The organism is Acinetobacter sp. Li1LvA2, assembly GCF_056156705.1.
In genome coordinates this window covers 43521-57618 of sequence record NZ_JBSICF010000001.1, presented here as the reverse complement: position 1 = coordinate 57618, position 14098 = coordinate 43521, and the positions used below count along the sequence as shown (strand labels likewise).

Sequence of the window (14098 nt, the reverse complement as noted above, 5' to 3'; positions counted from 1 at the left end):
TTTTTGCGAATGAAAAATGTGGCTAAGTTAGAACATCCAGTCCCTAACCGATGTCAATCAATGCCCTGAATTTATGGGCGTAGTTACAACATCAACGGACTTCTTGTTAAATGGTAAGTGGTTAAAAATAATATTGAGCAAAATGGCAGTGATACAGGCAGAACTAATACCTGAATGTAATAGGGTTTTTACCCATATCGGAAATTGCGCATAGAACTCTTGGTTTACGATTGGAATCATGCCGATTGTTAGTGAAGTAGCGACAATAATCAGGTTTTTATGATCGTTATAATCTACTTTGGCTAGTGTTCGTATTCCGCTGGCAGCAACAGTACCGAATAATACAATGCCTGCTCCACCTAAAACTGGCATCGGAATTGATGCAACAAAGCGGCCAATAACAGGTAATAAGCCCAAGACAATTAAAATTCCACCAGCTGTTGCGACTACAAAACGGCTTTTAATGCCTGTAATTGCAACCAGACCTACATTTTGAGCAAAAGCTGTTTGCATAAATGAACCAAAGATTGGCGAAATTGCACTCGATAGCATGTCGGCACGTAAACCATCACCAATTCGTTTGGAATCAACTTTGGTTCCAACGATTTCACCAATCGCAATAATATCGGCCGTGGTTTCAGTCATGATTACCAAAGTAACAATTACCATGGAAAGAATGGCAGAAAATTCAAATACAGGAGAACCAAAATGGAAGAAACTTGGAAAAGCAAAAATAGGCCCCGTACTCACTCTGGAAAAATCAGTAAAGCCAGCAATATAGGCAATCACGGTGCCTAAAACGATTGCTGCAAGAATTGCAAGTCGGCGTAGAACCTGATTTCGCAACATACTGAAAAAAATCACAATTGCCAGCGTAATTACAGCCAAACCCGTATTGGCTGGATCTCCCCAATTTTCAGCTTTCGGATTCCCCCCCATAATCCAACGGATCGCAACAGGTGTAAGCGAAATACCAATCATGGTAATGACACACCCTGTAACCACAGGTGGAAAGAAGCGGATGATTTTTGCAAAGAATGGCGTGATCAACAAACCAATTAGAGATGCAACAATCACAGCACCAAACGCAGATGCTAAACCACCACCGGTACTCACAATTGCCAAAATAGTGGCAACCCCTGCGAAAGATACGCCTTGCACAATCGGTAGTTTTGCACCGAAATATTTAAAACCCATGGTTTGTATAACTGTTGCGAGACCTCCCACAAATAAGGCCGCAGCCACCAACAAGCCAATTTCTGAAGCATCTAGACCTGCAGCTGCACCAATAATCAATGGCGGTGCAATAATCCCACCGTACATGGTCAACACATGCTGCAAACCATATAAGATGTTTTTATTCATCCCTAAATATTGATGTTCTGCTGAGATATGCGGATCTCGCTCTGGATTTATGCTGTCTTGATGCATGGGTTAATTCCTCAAATTAAATTCATGATGTCCATATTGCTTGGGTTAATTTAGCTACCACGATATGTTGAATATGAAAAAGGACTGATCAATAGGGGCACGTGATAGTGCTGGTGAGTATCATTGACCTTAAAATCAATACAGACTCTCGGATAAAAGCTATTGGTATTTAGGGCCTGAAAATAATCCCCTACTTCAAAAACCAATTGATAATGACCACGAATAAATGAGTCGACATTAAATGCTTGAATACGTCCATCTGCATCAGTGAACTGTTCATCGATTAAAATATATCCATGGCTCGTTTCCTCGAATAATTTCACCAATACTTGAGTTGCTGGCTGGCCGAGTGATGCATTTAAAATATGTGTGCTGATACCCGCCATTATTGAATCTCCTGAGTTGAGCGAAGAAGGACGTTTCTGAATCAATTCAAAAACCCAAGTTGGGATATGCACACAAGCTTGTAATACCAGCCGAGCCTGACTAGAAGCTAGTTGATTAAAAGTTTCGAGCTGCATATCCGCTCCAATTTAATGCACTGTCTGACTGGTCTGACCAGACACATTGAATTAAGCAACAAATATGCCAGTTTAAATGAGATAGGCTTTCTAATAGTTATACATACAATCGGTTTAAGACTAATTCAGGCATTATTTAAATGCGAATAAAAGAAATAAAATTCTTTTAAAAGAAATTTATGTAGACTTTTGAACAGTATCCTTAGGGATAGAAAAGAAGAATAAAAAAAGAGACCAGTTTGTGGTCTCTTTTTTAAATTGATTAGATAGCCTCTCTGGTCATCTCACCATTCACCAACCTTAAAATTTGCAATGGATTGCTATCTTTTAAAGCCTCTGGCAATAAGCTTTGCGGATAGTTTTGGTAACACACAGGTCTTAAGTAACGGTCAATGGCCAAGGTTCCGACTGAGGTGCCTCGTGCATCTGAAGTTGCTGGGTATGGCCCGCCGTGTACCATGGCATCACATACTTCAACACCTGTTGGATAACCATTTAAAAGTAAACGGCCTGCTTTTTCTTCTAGTACAGGAACCACATCTGCAAACTCGGTTAAGTCTGCTTCATCGGCAATTAAAGTTGCAGTGAGCTGACCATTCATGCTTTGTAAGGCTTGAAGAAGTTGGGCTTTATCTTCAACTTCAATTACCACTGTCGCTGGCCCAAAGATTTCTTCTTGCAGAAGCTGATCACCTGCAAGTAATAGCTCCACATCAGCTTTAAATAGTTGTGGCTGTGCCTGATTGCCTTGCTGGGTTTGACCTGCCAAGTGTTTAATACCTTGATGCTGGGTTAAATGCTCAAGACCTGCTGCATAGCTGGTTAAAGTACCTGCATTCAACATGGTTTGTGCAGGTTTACCACCCATAATTTCGGTTAGGTTACTAATGAGCTGGCTAAATTCAGCTGATTTAATACCTAAAATTAAACCCGGGTTGGTACAGAACTGACCACAGCCTAAAACAACTGAGTCGGCCAAGTCCTGCGCAATTTTATCGCCACGGTTTTTCAAGGCTTCGGGCAGCATCAGCATCGGGTTGATACTGCTCATTTCAGCAAACACTGGAATCGGTTGTGGACGGGCTGCGGCCATGTCACATAAAGCTCTGCCACCGCGAAGAGAACCAGTAAAACCCACAGCCTGAATTAAAGGATGCTTAACCAGTGGTTCACCCACACCATTACCATAGATCATGTTAAATACACCTTTAGGCATATTTGATTTTTCTACGGCACGTTCAATTGCCTGAGCCACAAAGTCTGCTGTCGCCATGTGACCACTATGCGCTTTCACCACTACAGAGCAGCCTGCGGCGAGTGCCGAAGCAGTATCGCCACCCGCAGTTGAAAAAGCGAGTGGAAAGTTACTTGCCCCAAAGACTGCCACAGGGCCAACACCGATTTTAATCTGGCGTAGGTCTGGACGAGGTAAAGGCTGGCGCTCAGGCAAAGCAGTATCAATACGGGCCCCTAAAAAGTCACCACGGCGCAACACTTTAGCAAACAGGCGCATTTGCCCACTGGTACGGCCCCGTTCACCTTGCAAGCGTGCAAGTGGCAAAGCGGTTTCTTGCGAAATAGTCTCTAGAAAATCTGTACCCAAAGCATCGAGCTCATCGGCAATATTTTCTAAAAAAGTAGCACGCTGTTCAGGTGAAGTATGACGGTAAGTTTTAAAGGCTTGACTAGCTGCTTCACAGGCGTGATTAATTTCCTGTTCGGTTGCATGGTGAAACTCATAAGGCAAAGCCTCACCAGTTGTTGCATTCAGACTTTTTAATAAAGTTGTACTTTGTGCACTACGTGAACCGCCAATAAAGTTGTGTCCAATAACCATTTTAAATTCCTTAGAGTGTTATAACTGAACCAATAGGTAGTTCTGGTTGTGTATGAGCAAGTTTGTTTTTAAGAGGAAGACCGAATTCTTTCATTTCAATTTCAAACTCATCGTTGACTTGTGCCTGAATACCATCGGCAAAAGATAAAGTGGCTGTACCGAAGTAGTGAATATGAACATCCCCTGCTTTTAAGAATTGTTGATACTTAAAGTGGTGATATTCCAGATTTGCCAAGCTATGACACATATTGTCCTCACCCGACAAAAACTCTTTTTCCCAAATGATTTGTCCATCACGGCGCAAGCGGCTGGTTCCCACTAAATGTTTCGGTAATTCGCCAGTTCGTAAAGCTGGACCAAAACTACAAAAACGTAATTTTGAATGGGCCAGATATAAATAATTACGACGCTCCATTACATGGTCAGAATATTCATTACCCAGTGCAAACCCAATTCGGTAAGGCTTTAAGTCTTCTCCAATCACATATAGACCTGCGATTTCAGGTTCTTCGCCACCGTCTTCAGCAAATGGAGGTAAAGGCAACTCCGCTCCCGGTCTCACCACAATTGAACCATCGCCTTTATAAAACCATTCTGGCTGCGCACCGATCTGACCTTCTGGTGGACGGCCCTTTTGTAGCCCCCATTGAAATATCCGCATGGTGTCGGTCACTGAGCTGTCATCACTTAAATTTTGCTGATGCATTTTGTCGCGTGCTGATGCCGAACCTAAATGAGTTAAACCTGTACCGGAAACTAAACAATGCGTTGGATCTGGATGGTCTAAAGGCGGCAGTACCTTTAAATCTGCTAATAAAGATGAATAATCATAGGTCTCTGATTCAAACCCTAATGTCTCAACTTGTTGCTCTAATGAAACTTTATTGCGGATTGCCAGAAGTGCTAAATCACGAACCGATTGAATATTTTTAACCGGATATGCCATGTTGCCTTCTACTTTGGCAACAGCACGTTGATTTGCACGATTTTCAAATTGAATAATTTGCATGTTTTATTCCTTACAAAGGCTTTTGAATATTCACTGTTTGAGTTTTTTGACGTTCGAGCTTGGCATAGACGATGTATGTCAAAATCAGACCAAAAAGCATGACGATAGATAAGAAATACAAGCCTGCAGCCATATTTCCTGTGTATTCTTTTAAAAGTCCGATGCCAAATGGCCCAACATAGCCACCTAAATTTCCGACAGAATTGATTAAGGCAATGCCAGCCGCTGCACTTGCGCCTGTTAAGAAACGGCCCGGTAATGTCCAAAACACAGCAGTTGATGAAAATAGGCAGAACGCAACCACAGCCAAAGCAGCCAACTGCATGACTGGAGAATTTAGCCAAGCACTTAAAAACATTGCGCAAGCGCCTAGTGCGTAGAGAAAACTTAAATGTCCATAGCGATCATTTAGACGATCGGTACTACGTGGAATAATAAGAAGTCCAATAATTCCAAAAACGTAGGGAATGCTAGATAAGAACCCAATTTGAAGATCAGTACCGCCTCCAAATTGCTTGATAATAGAAGGCAACCAGAGATTTAAACCGTAAATACTTAAAGTCACTGGTAAGTAATACAATGCTAATAAAAGTACGCGTTTGTCTTTTAAAGCATGTAATGGATTGGCATGTCGAGTTTGGTCATATTCGGCTTCATCTTTAACAAGTTCATTTTTAAGCCATTGTTTTTGTTCAATGCTTAACCATTTCACTTTATCAATATTATCGGGTAACCACAGGAATGTTGGTAGAGCCAATAAAACCGCAGGTAAGCCGACTGCAATGAATAACCATTGCCAACCATGTAAGTTTGCAATGCCATCCATTCCAAGTAATAGACCAGCTAAAGGCCCCGCAATCATCATGGCAATGGGTTGTGAAAGCACAAACATTCCCATAATTTTTCCGCGATGACGCACGGGATACCACTGAGTGATGAGGTATAAAACACCCGGGAAAAACCCTGCCTCCGCTACACCAAGTAAAAACCGTAAGAGATAAAAGCTTTTCGGCCCTTCAATGAGCGCCATGGCCATAGTGATTAAACCCCATGTCAATAAAATGCGGGTAAACCATTTACGGGCACCAAATTTGTCTAAAAGCAAATTACTTGGAACTTCAAAAAGAAAATAACCAATAAAAAATAAGCCTGCTCCTAGACCATAGGCTGCATCACCAATTCCGACATCGGCACCCATATGCAAATGAGCGAACCCAACAGCGGCACGATCAATGTATGCCACCAGATATAGTATGACTAATGCAGGTATCAGCTTAAACGTGACCGTCCGTATTACATCCTTTTCGAAATCCATGTTCGACTCCATTTCCTATTATTTACTTATAGAGCATCTTGCTCGTAAATTATCCTTTCAATTTAAAATATAGTAATACTATTTAAATTTCAAACCTTTTAAAAATAAAATTTATGGTGTATTTTTAATTTAATTAATTCCAATAGTAATACTATATAGGGAAATTTGTATGAATAACAAACAAGCTCTTCGTTCGGCTGCCTGGTTTGGTACAACGGATAAAAATGGCTTTATGTATCGTAGCTGGATGAAGAACCAAGGAATTCCAGATCATGAGTTTCAAGGCAAACCGATTATTGGGATTTGTAATACGTGGTCTGAACTCACACCATGTAATGCCCATTTTCGAAAAATTGCCGAACATGTAAAAAAAGGGATTTTAGAAGCTGGCGGCTACCCTGTTGAGTTTCCTGTGTTTTCAAATGGTGAGTCGAATTTACGTCCTACTGCCATGTTTACACGTAACTTGGCCAGTATGGATGTAGAAGAAGCTATCCGTGGTAATCCTATTGACGGTGTGGTGTTACTAACAGGTTGTGATAAAACTACACCTGCATTATTAATGGGTGCAGCAAGCTGTGATATTCCTGCCATTGTAGTAACTGGTGGGCCAATGCTGAATGGTAAGCACAAAGGTAAAGATATTGGTGCGGGTACAATTGTCTGGCAAATGCATGAAGAACTTAAAGCAGGCAAAATTGATTTAAATGAATTTCTGTCAGCCGAATCTGGTATGTCACGCTCAGCGGGTACATGTAACACCATGGGCACTGCTTCTACCATGGCGTGTATGGCTGAAGCCTTAGGCACTTCTTTACCACACAATGCAGCCATTCCAGCAGTAGATTCTCGTCGTTATGTGCTAGCTCATCTTTCTGGCATGCGTATTGTTGACATGGTTCATGAAGATTTACGTCTTTCTAAAATCTTAACCAAAGAAGCTTTCGAAAATGCCATTAAAGTCAATGCCGCTATTGGTGGTTCAACCAATGCCGTGATTCATTTAAAGGCCATTGCTGGACGTATTGGGGTTGATTTACAACTCGATGACTGGAACCGTGTCGGCCGAGGCATGCCAACGATTGTTGACTTACAGCCTTCGGGTCGTTTTCTCATGGAAGAGTTCTATTATAGCGGTGGCTTACCGGCCGTGATTCGTCGTATGGGCGAAGCCAATCTCTTACCACATCCACACGCTTTAACCGTAAATGGTCAAGACATTTGGGAAAATTGCCAGCAGTCACCTATTTATAACGATGAAGTGATTCGGAAAATAGACAATCCAATTCGCCAAGATGGCGGCATGTGTATTTTACGCGGTAATTTAGCGCCTAAAGGTGCGGTGCTTAAACCTTCTGCTGCAACACCTGAACTGATGAAACACCGTGGTCGTGCAGTCGTATTTGAAAACTTTGATGATTATAAAACCCGCATTAATGATCCAGATCTAGATGTCGATGAAACTTGCATTCTAGTCATGAAAAATGCAGGCCCTAAAGGCTATCCGGGCATGGCAGAAGTTGGAAATATGGGGTTGCCACCAAAGATTTTAGCTAAAGGCATTACCGACATGGTCCGTATTTCCGATGCACGGATGAGCGGTACAGCGTATGGCACCGTGGTTTTACATGTTGCCCCTGAAGCTATGGCTGGTGGGCCTTTAGCCGTAGTTCAAAATGGTGACTTTATCGAACTCGATGCCTATGAAGGAAAACTTCATCTGGAAGTGAGTGATGAAGAACTTAAGCAACGTCTTGAGAATTTAGCGCCTCCAGCACCGCCAAGTTTTATTGGAGGCTACCGCAAACTCTATGTAGAACATGTTCTACAAGCAGATGAAGGTTGTGATTTTGATTTCTTGGTCGGTTGTCGAGGCTCAGAAGTTCCACGTCATTCCCATTAATATTTATTCTTGAAAAAGATGATCTTGTTAAAACACAAGGTCATCTATACCATAGGATATTCAACATGTCGTAATAGTGAAATATGAGTAAAGCTGACTATAAAAATCCTATTCCAAGCAAAAGCCAACATGCATTAATTGTTCAACAATTGGGATTAAAAATTGTTTCTGGTGAAATCTCAGAAAATGAAAAGCTCCCGAGTGAAGTTGATTTATGTGAGGAATATAAAGTCAGCCGCCCTGTCTTTCGCGAAGCAATTCGTGTTTTAAACGCTAAAGGCTTAACTTACTCAAGACCAAAAATTGGAACTGTAGTAAGGCCTAAAGAAGAATGGCATTTGCTCGATCCGGATGTATTGTTTTGGTTGATTCAAACGACGCCTGAACATGAGTTTTTTAAAACCCTTTCTACCGTACGACGCGTTTTGGAACCTGAGCTTGCTTATATTGCGGCAAGTACGGCAAACGAAGAAGATATTGAACGCATTAAACATGCCTATGATGGGATGGAAAAAGCGACAACAGTTGAAGAATTTATAGAGCCAGATATTCAATTTCACTTAGCAATTGCTAAAGCAACCCATAATGATTTGCTGGCTTATATGTCGAAAATGCTAGTTTTACCTTTACAACAATCAATTCAAGTCACCAGTCTACGCCCAAATTTACAAGGCCATTCGTTACCTAGACATAAAGCGATTTTAACCGCAATTGAAAATAAAGATCCGCTTTCTGCTCGCCATGCTTCACTTGTTCAGCTGGACGACACCAAAATGGCTTACGATTTAATTAAAAAATAATTTTTATATATTCATTACTTAAAGCCTGATAATTCAAAATAAAGCTATCAGGCTTTTTTATTTATAAATTAGAACACTTTTTTAACTGAGACAGTAAATGTCGAATCAATCGGGTTTGAAATGGGTGCATCGGGTTCACCATTACTATACTTCTTATAGAACCCATCTTTATCCCAAGCTTTGGTATAGGCTAAACTAGTAGTCCAGCCATCACCTAAATCTTTAATCAGCTCGACTTTCATATCCTGAAAATTAGCTTCCGAGAAATTTTTAATTCTTTCATAGCCATAATGAGCACCAAAAATCCAAGTCTCATTGATAGGCTGAGTAAAAGTTAGATCTAAATAAGTTGTTCCTCGTGAACGTTTACCTGCTGGGCCACCCATCGTATCGGAGTTATAGCCTGCATAATCTGGGGTATAGGTAATATAATATTTAAATGTCAAAGGTCCATAACCAATTTGAGGTACAATTTCGCCATAGTTATAACTGGTACTCCCCGTTTCAGGCGTGCTTTCAGCTCCCGGATAGTAGTAATAAAAAACCGTCATTCCGGCCGAAAACTTATCGAAAGTTTTGATATAACCTGTATAAAAATCCCACTCAACTGAAGCATCTCTAAGATAGTTAGAACTTACATTCGATGCCCAAGTTCCCACAAATAATCCATTTGGATTGGTATAATCGAAACCTATTTGTAATGCCGGCTTGCCCCAAGTTTGTTGAAAACCACGTGATATATATTGACTTGCGAAGGTGACATTAGCACTGTATGGAGAAATTTTTTCTTGTTCATTTAATTGTTCAGCATGTACAACACCAGTAGATATAATGAGAGAAGCTATCCCTAAAATTTTTCTCATTCAATAATTCCTTTTAAATATTACCTATAATCTTAAAGTTTTAAAATAACATGATAATTCAATTTAAAACGTATTAAAAAGTTATAAATTTAGATTTCTCGACACTTCTTCTTGGCTATAGATCTCTTCAATACAATCTAAAATTTTAGGAATATAAGAACTTTGGTCCATGTTACGCATGGATAGAGAAATAGGGCTATACGCTTCTAAGTCCAAGATATTTAAATAAATTAGATTTTTCATTCCAATATCACAGGCACTTTCAGGAATAATACAAATACCCTCACCCGATGCCACTAAACCAAGCGCCATATGAATTTCGCGGACTTCAGTCAGTTTGGCAGGAACAAGACCTAATTTGGTAAATAAAGCTTGAATAGTGGTCGAAAAATTCGGCTTAGGGGTGGTTGGATAAGAAAAAATCGTCTCATTGATAATTTGAGATAAATAAATTCCTGATTCTTGGTACTCACTTAAAGGATGTTTTTTATGAATCGCCAGTTTTAATTTTTCTTTTCGAAGTAGAAGTCTCTTAATGGCAGGATCACTAATCGGCAACCGACCAAAACCTAAATCAATTTTACCTAACTTTAAAGCCTCAACCTGATCTCGTGTACCACATTCAATAAGCTCGACATGAATATCAGGGTTTTTTTGTCTAAATAGATAAATGACCTGCGGTAATCGCCCATAAAGAAGCGAACTCACATAGCCAACTTTAACAACATTCTCGACCAGCTTCATTTTTTTAGCCATCGAAGCAGCTTGAGCTGTATGCGTCAAAATTTGCACCGCATGTTGGTAAAAAAACAGCCCTGCTTCCGTCACTTTTAATGGACGAGAGCCTTTTTCGAATAAATCGATCCCTAATTCTTCTTCTAGTTTTTTGATTTGGCGTGTTAAAGGCGGCTGGGCAATAAAAAGCTTTTCTGCGGCTTTGGTCAGGCTCTGTTCTTCAACCACGGTAACAAAATAACGTAGATGTCTTAATTCCATTAATATACCTTTTTAGTATCTTAAAATACCGTTCTATATCTATTTTAGGCTATTACATTCTTCTATGGTATACAAACAAGTTCGTAATAGTTGAAACTTCATGTATAGAACCATAGAAACCATACTTGTGGATATTCCAACTATCCGTCCTCACCAGTTGTCTGTGACTACTATGCGTACCCAGACTTTGGTACTCGTTAAAATTACGACCACGGATGGTATTGTCGGTTGGGGTGAAGCCACCACCATTGGTGGGCTGAACTATGGTGAAGAAAGTCCTGAGAGTGTCAAAGCCAACATTGATACTTACTTTGCACCATTACTGACATCAGTTAAAGATTTAAATGTTGCACAAACGCTCAAACTGATTCGTAAAAATATTAATGGTAACCGCTTTGCCAAGTGTGCCATTCAGACTGCCCTACTTGATATTCAGGCCAAACGTTTAGGAGTGCCATTAAGCGAAGTTTTAGGTGGACGTCTGCGTAATAGTTTACCTGTACTTTGGACGCTTGCGTCTGGTGACACGGAAAAAGATATTGCTGAAGCTCGCAAAATGATAGAGCTGAAGCGCCACAACACGTTCAAACTTAAAATTGGTGCGCGTCCTTTACAGCAAGATGTTGACCATGTGATTGCGATTAAAAAAGCATTAGGTGCTGATGTTAGTGTACGTGTAGATGTAAACCGTGCATGGTCAGAACTTGAATGTATTCATGGTATTCAACAGCTCCAAGATGGTGGAATCGATTTAATTGAACAGCCATGTGCAATTCAAAATACCGAAGCACTTGCTCGCCTCACCCATCGTTTTGATGTCGCAATTATGGCAGATGAAGCCTTAACTGGTCCTGACAGCGCATACCGTATTGCAAAAAATCATGGTGCAGATGTATTTGCCGTGAAAATTGAACAATCTGGTGGCCTGATCGAAGCTTGTGAAGTTGGCAAAATTGCTGGTTTAGCTGGAATCGACCTATATGGCGGTACCATGCTTGAAGGCCCTGTAGGAAGTATTGCTTCTGCTCATGCATTTGCAACTTTTGAAACGTTAGCGTTCGGTACTGAATTATTTGGTCCGTTATTACTGACCGAAGAAATTTTAAAAGAGCCGCTACGTTACGAAAACTTTGAATTGCATTTGCCAACAGCTCCGGGCTTAGGCATTGAAATTGATGAAGATAAGATTGAGAAATTACGTCGTTAAGGCAACAGGATAAGGAGTTTCCCATGTTATTTCATGTACGTATGGATGTGCATATTCCACTTGATATGCCAGCCGACAAAGCAAATGAAATTAAGGCCGTTGAAAAGGCTTATTCACAAGATTTACAACGCCAAGGTAAATGGCGTCACATCTGGCGTATTACAGGCCAGTATTCAAATATCAGTATTTTTGATGTTGAGAGCAATGAGGAATTGCACAACATTTTACAGGGCTTACCTCTCTATCCATATATGGACATTGAAGTGATGGCAATGAACCGTCACCCATCTTCTGTTCGTGATGATGATTCGTAAACCAAAAGAATTTTTTAAATGTGATCTCTGAAGTCCATTTAAAAACCAAGCAGATTATTCAGAAGGTAACAAGGAACGTGGCGGCACTTATTCGCTAGCAAAACAAAATGCCCGCAGTGCTACCACCCAAAACCGTATTGCATACTTAAGGAGTTTTAGTATGAACCGTCAACAAATTGATGCGCTTGTAAAACAAATGAATGTCGACACTGCTAAAGGTGAAGTCGATGCACGTGTTCAACAAATTGTTGTGCGCCTTCTCGGGGATTTATTTCAAGCCATCGAAGATTTAGACATCCAACCTTCAGAAGTATGGAAAGGTTTGGAATATTTTACCGATGCAGGCCAAGCAAACGAACTTGGTCTTTTAGCAGCTGGCTTAGGTTTAGAGCACTATCTTGATTTACGTGCTGATGAAGCTGATGCAAAAGCTGGCGTTACGGGTGGCACACCACGTACCATCGAAGGCCCACTTTATGTCGCTGGCGCGCCTGAATCTGTTGGTTTTGCGCGTATGGATGATGGTACAGAATCTGGCAAAATCGATACCTTAATTATTGAAGGTACTGTAACCGATACTGATGGCAATATCATTGAAAATGCCAAAGTTGAAGTATGGCATGCCAACAGTTTGGGTAACTATTCATTCTTTGATAAGTCTCAATCTGACTTCAATTTACGCCGTAGTATTTTGACTGATGCTGATGGTAAATATGTTGCATTAACCACGATGCCTGTTGGTTATGGTTGCCCGCCAGAAGGTACAACTCAAGCCCTTCTTAACAAATTAGGCCGTCATGGTAACCGTCCATCTCACGTTCACTACTTCGTTTCTGCGCCAGGTTTCCGCAAGCTGACTACTCAATTCAACATTGAGGGTGATGAGTACTTATGGGACGACTTTGCCTTCGCAACTCGTGACGGTTTAGTGGCAACAGCAGTTGATGTAACTGACCCAGCTGAAATCCAACGCCGTGGTTTAGATCACGCTTTCAAACACATCACATTTAACATCGAACTTGTTAAAGATGCCGCTGCCGCTCCTTCAACTGAAGTTGAACGTCGTCGCGCTAGTGCTTAATTGAAAGTGTATGTGAGTTAAAAGTTCGCTTTTGACTCACAAAATTTATTCCATTTATTACTACCATTAAGAATTTCAATAAATTTTTAGCGGTAGTAATACATCACGTTACCTCATGCTCTAAGGTTTCTCACATGATTGACAAAAGTAAGTCCTCACTAAGCGAGGTTCTATCGCAAATTAAAGATGGTGCAACCATTCTGATTGGTGGTTTTGGTACCGCAGGACAACCCGCTGAACTCATTGACGGACTAATTGAACTAGGTATAAAAGATTTAACAATTGTCAGCAACAATGCCGGTAATGGCGATTATGGCTTGGCTAAACTACTTAAAGCCGGCTCAGTTAAAAAAGTGATTTGTTCTTTCCCGCGTCAGTCAGACTCTTATGTGTTTGATGAACTTTACCGTGCCGGAAAAGTTGAGCTTGAAGTGGTGCCACAAGGCAATCTGGCTTGCCGTATTCAGGCAGCAGGCATGGGATTAGGTGCTGTGTTTACCCCAACTGGCTTTGGAACACTTTTAGCTGAAGGCAAAGAAACCCGCCAAATTGATGGTAAAGATTATGTACTTGAATATCCGATTAAAGCTGACTTTGCCTTGATTAAAGCCTATAAGGGCGACCGCTGGGGCAATCTGGTTTACCGTAAATCTGCACGTAACTTTGGACCGATTATGGCCATGGCTGCTGATGTCACGATTGTTCAGGTTTCTGAAGTGGTTGAGCTAGGTGGATTAGATCCAGAGCACATCATCACCCCAGGTATTTTTGTACAGCACGTTGTACAAGTACAGCCCGCACAGTAAGCAATAAGGAGAAAT

General features: G+C 40.9%; 13 protein-coding genes. 6 read left to right on the top strand and 7 right to left on the bottom strand.

Annotated features, from left to right (window positions below):
- Window positions 1–57: 57 nt before the first annotated feature.
- The 5 genes from ACS604_RS00270 to abaQ form a co-directional block, all read right to left on the bottom strand.
- Entirely contained in the window at window positions 58–1431 is a 1374-nt protein-coding gene (locus ACS604_RS00270) for a nucleobase:cation symporter-2 family protein (RefSeq protein WP_474769420.1), read from the bottom strand.
- A 50-nt stretch (window positions 1432–1481) separates the two neighbouring features.
- On the bottom strand, window positions 1482–1817 hold the full coding sequence (uraH, locus tag ACS604_RS00265; protein WP_474770328.1) for a hydroxyisourate hydrolase: 336 nt from the start codon (window positions 1815–1817) through the stop codon (window positions 1482–1484).
- Window positions 1818–2214: 397 nt separating this feature from the next.
- Window positions 2215–3789, bottom strand: a complete 1575-nt coding sequence (locus ACS604_RS00260) for an aldehyde dehydrogenase (NADP(+)) (RefSeq protein ID WP_474769419.1) — start codon at window positions 3787–3789, stop codon at window positions 2215–2217.
- A gap of 10 nt (window positions 3790–3799) precedes the next feature.
- The gene (araD1, locus tag ACS604_RS00255; RefSeq protein WP_016145444.1) at window positions 3800–4798 is read right to left on the bottom strand and encodes an AraD1 family protein; all 999 of its coding nucleotides are present in this window, start codon (window positions 4796–4798) and stop codon (window positions 3800–3802) included.
- A 10-nt stretch (window positions 4799–4808) separates the two neighbouring features.
- On the bottom strand, window positions 4809–6113 hold the full coding sequence (gene abaQ, locus ACS604_RS00250; protein WP_016140856.1) for a multidrug efflux MFS transporter AbaQ: 1305 nt from the start codon (window positions 6111–6113) through the stop codon (window positions 4809–4811).
- A gap of 169 nt (window positions 6114–6282) precedes the next feature.
- On the opposite strand from abaQ, the gene ACS604_RS00245 reads away from it, so the two are divergent.
- Window positions 6283–8016: an IlvD/Edd family dehydratase gene (locus tag ACS604_RS00245; RefSeq protein ID WP_474769418.1), complete on the top strand. Its 1734-nt coding sequence runs from the start codon at window positions 6283–6285 to the stop codon at window positions 8014–8016.
- 83 nt (window positions 8017–8099) lie between these two features.
- Window positions 8100–8816 carry a FadR/GntR family transcriptional regulator gene (locus ACS604_RS00240; RefSeq protein ID WP_002113901.1) on the top strand — a complete coding sequence of 239 codons (717 nt, stop codon included), beginning with the start codon at window positions 8100–8102 and terminating at the stop codon, window positions 8814–8816.
- Between the two features lie 68 nt (window positions 8817–8884).
- On the opposite strand, the gene ACS604_RS00235 is transcribed toward ACS604_RS00240, so the two are convergent.
- Both ACS604_RS00235 and ACS604_RS00230 read right to left on the bottom strand, forming a co-directional pair.
- Window positions 8885–9679: a TorF family putative porin gene (locus ACS604_RS00235; protein ID WP_443272836.1), complete on the bottom strand. Its 795-nt coding sequence runs from the start codon at window positions 9677–9679 to the stop codon at window positions 8885–8887.
- A gap of 81 nt (window positions 9680–9760) precedes the next feature.
- A complete protein-coding gene (locus ACS604_RS00230) occupies window positions 9761–10675 on the bottom strand; it encodes a LysR substrate-binding domain-containing protein (RefSeq protein WP_474769417.1) in 915 nt (304 codons plus the stop codon).
- Window positions 10676–10775: 100 nt separating this feature from the next.
- Here ACS604_RS00230 and ACS604_RS00225 point away from each other — a divergent pair, with 100 nt between their 5' ends.
- From ACS604_RS00225 to ACS604_RS00210, 4 genes are all read left to right on the top strand, one after another.
- Window positions 10776–11882, top strand: a complete 1107-nt coding sequence (locus ACS604_RS00225) for a muconate/chloromuconate family cycloisomerase (protein ID WP_039252198.1) — start codon at window positions 10776–10778, stop codon at window positions 11880–11882.
- 23 nt (window positions 11883–11905) lie between these two features.
- A complete protein-coding gene (catC, locus tag ACS604_RS00220; RefSeq protein WP_004701431.1) occupies window positions 11906–12196 on the top strand; it encodes a muconolactone Delta-isomerase in 291 nt (96 codons plus the stop codon).
- 160 nt (window positions 12197–12356) lie between these two features.
- Window positions 12357–13277, top strand: a complete 921-nt coding sequence (gene catA, locus ACS604_RS00215; RefSeq protein WP_019458831.1) for a catechol 1,2-dioxygenase — start codon at window positions 12357–12359, stop codon at window positions 13275–13277.
- Window positions 13278–13411: 134 nt separating this feature from the next.
- Window positions 13412–14083: a 3-oxoacid CoA-transferase subunit A gene (locus ACS604_RS00210; RefSeq protein ID WP_005305950.1), complete on the top strand. Its 672-nt coding sequence runs from the start codon at window positions 13412–13414 to the stop codon at window positions 14081–14083.
- Window positions 14084–14098: the final 15 nt, after the last annotated feature.

What these genes read in the sequence shown, in the direction of transcription:
- ACS604_RS00210 (WP_005305950.1), top strand. Translation starts at nt 13,412, where the DNA reads ATGATTGACAAAAGTAAGTCCTCACTAAGCGAGGTTCTATCGCAAATT.
- ACS604_RS00270 (WP_474769420.1), bottom strand. Translation starts at nt 1,431, where the DNA reads ATGCATCAAGACAGCATAAATCCAGAGCGAGATCCGCATATCTCAGCA.
- araD1 (WP_016145444.1), bottom strand. Translation starts at nt 4,798, where the DNA reads ATGCAAATTATTCAATTTGAAAATCGTGCAAATCAACGTGCTGTTGCC.
- abaQ (WP_016140856.1), bottom strand. Translation starts at nt 6,113, where the DNA reads ATGGATTTCGAAAAGGATGTAATACGGACGGTCACGTTTAAGCTGATA.
- uraH (WP_474770328.1), bottom strand. Translation starts at nt 1,817, where the DNA reads ATGGCGGGTATCAGCACACATATTTTAAATGCATCACTCGGCCAGCCA.
- ACS604_RS00230 (WP_474769417.1), bottom strand. Translation starts at nt 10,675, where the DNA reads ATGGAATTAAGACATCTACGTTATTTTGTTACCGTGGTTGAAGAACAG.
- ACS604_RS00235 (WP_443272836.1), bottom strand. Translation starts at nt 9,679, where the DNA reads ATGAGAAAAATTTTAGGGATAGCTTCTCTCATTATATCTACTGGTGTT.
- ACS604_RS00225 (WP_039252198.1), top strand. Translation starts at nt 10,776, where the DNA reads ATGTATAGAACCATAGAAACCATACTTGTGGATATTCCAACTATCCGT.
- catC (WP_004701431.1), top strand. Translation starts at nt 11,906, where the DNA reads ATGTTATTTCATGTACGTATGGATGTGCATATTCCACTTGATATGCCA.
- catA (WP_019458831.1), top strand. Translation starts at nt 12,357, where the DNA reads ATGAACCGTCAACAAATTGATGCGCTTGTAAAACAAATGAATGTCGAC.
- ACS604_RS00260 (WP_474769419.1), bottom strand. Translation starts at nt 3,789, where the DNA reads ATGGTTATTGGACACAACTTTATTGGCGGTTCACGTAGTGCACAAAGT.
- ACS604_RS00240 (WP_002113901.1), top strand. Translation starts at nt 8,100, where the DNA reads ATGAGTAAAGCTGACTATAAAAATCCTATTCCAAGCAAAAGCCAACAT.
- ACS604_RS00245 (WP_474769418.1), top strand. Translation starts at nt 6,283, where the DNA reads ATGAATAACAAACAAGCTCTTCGTTCGGCTGCCTGGTTTGGTACAACG.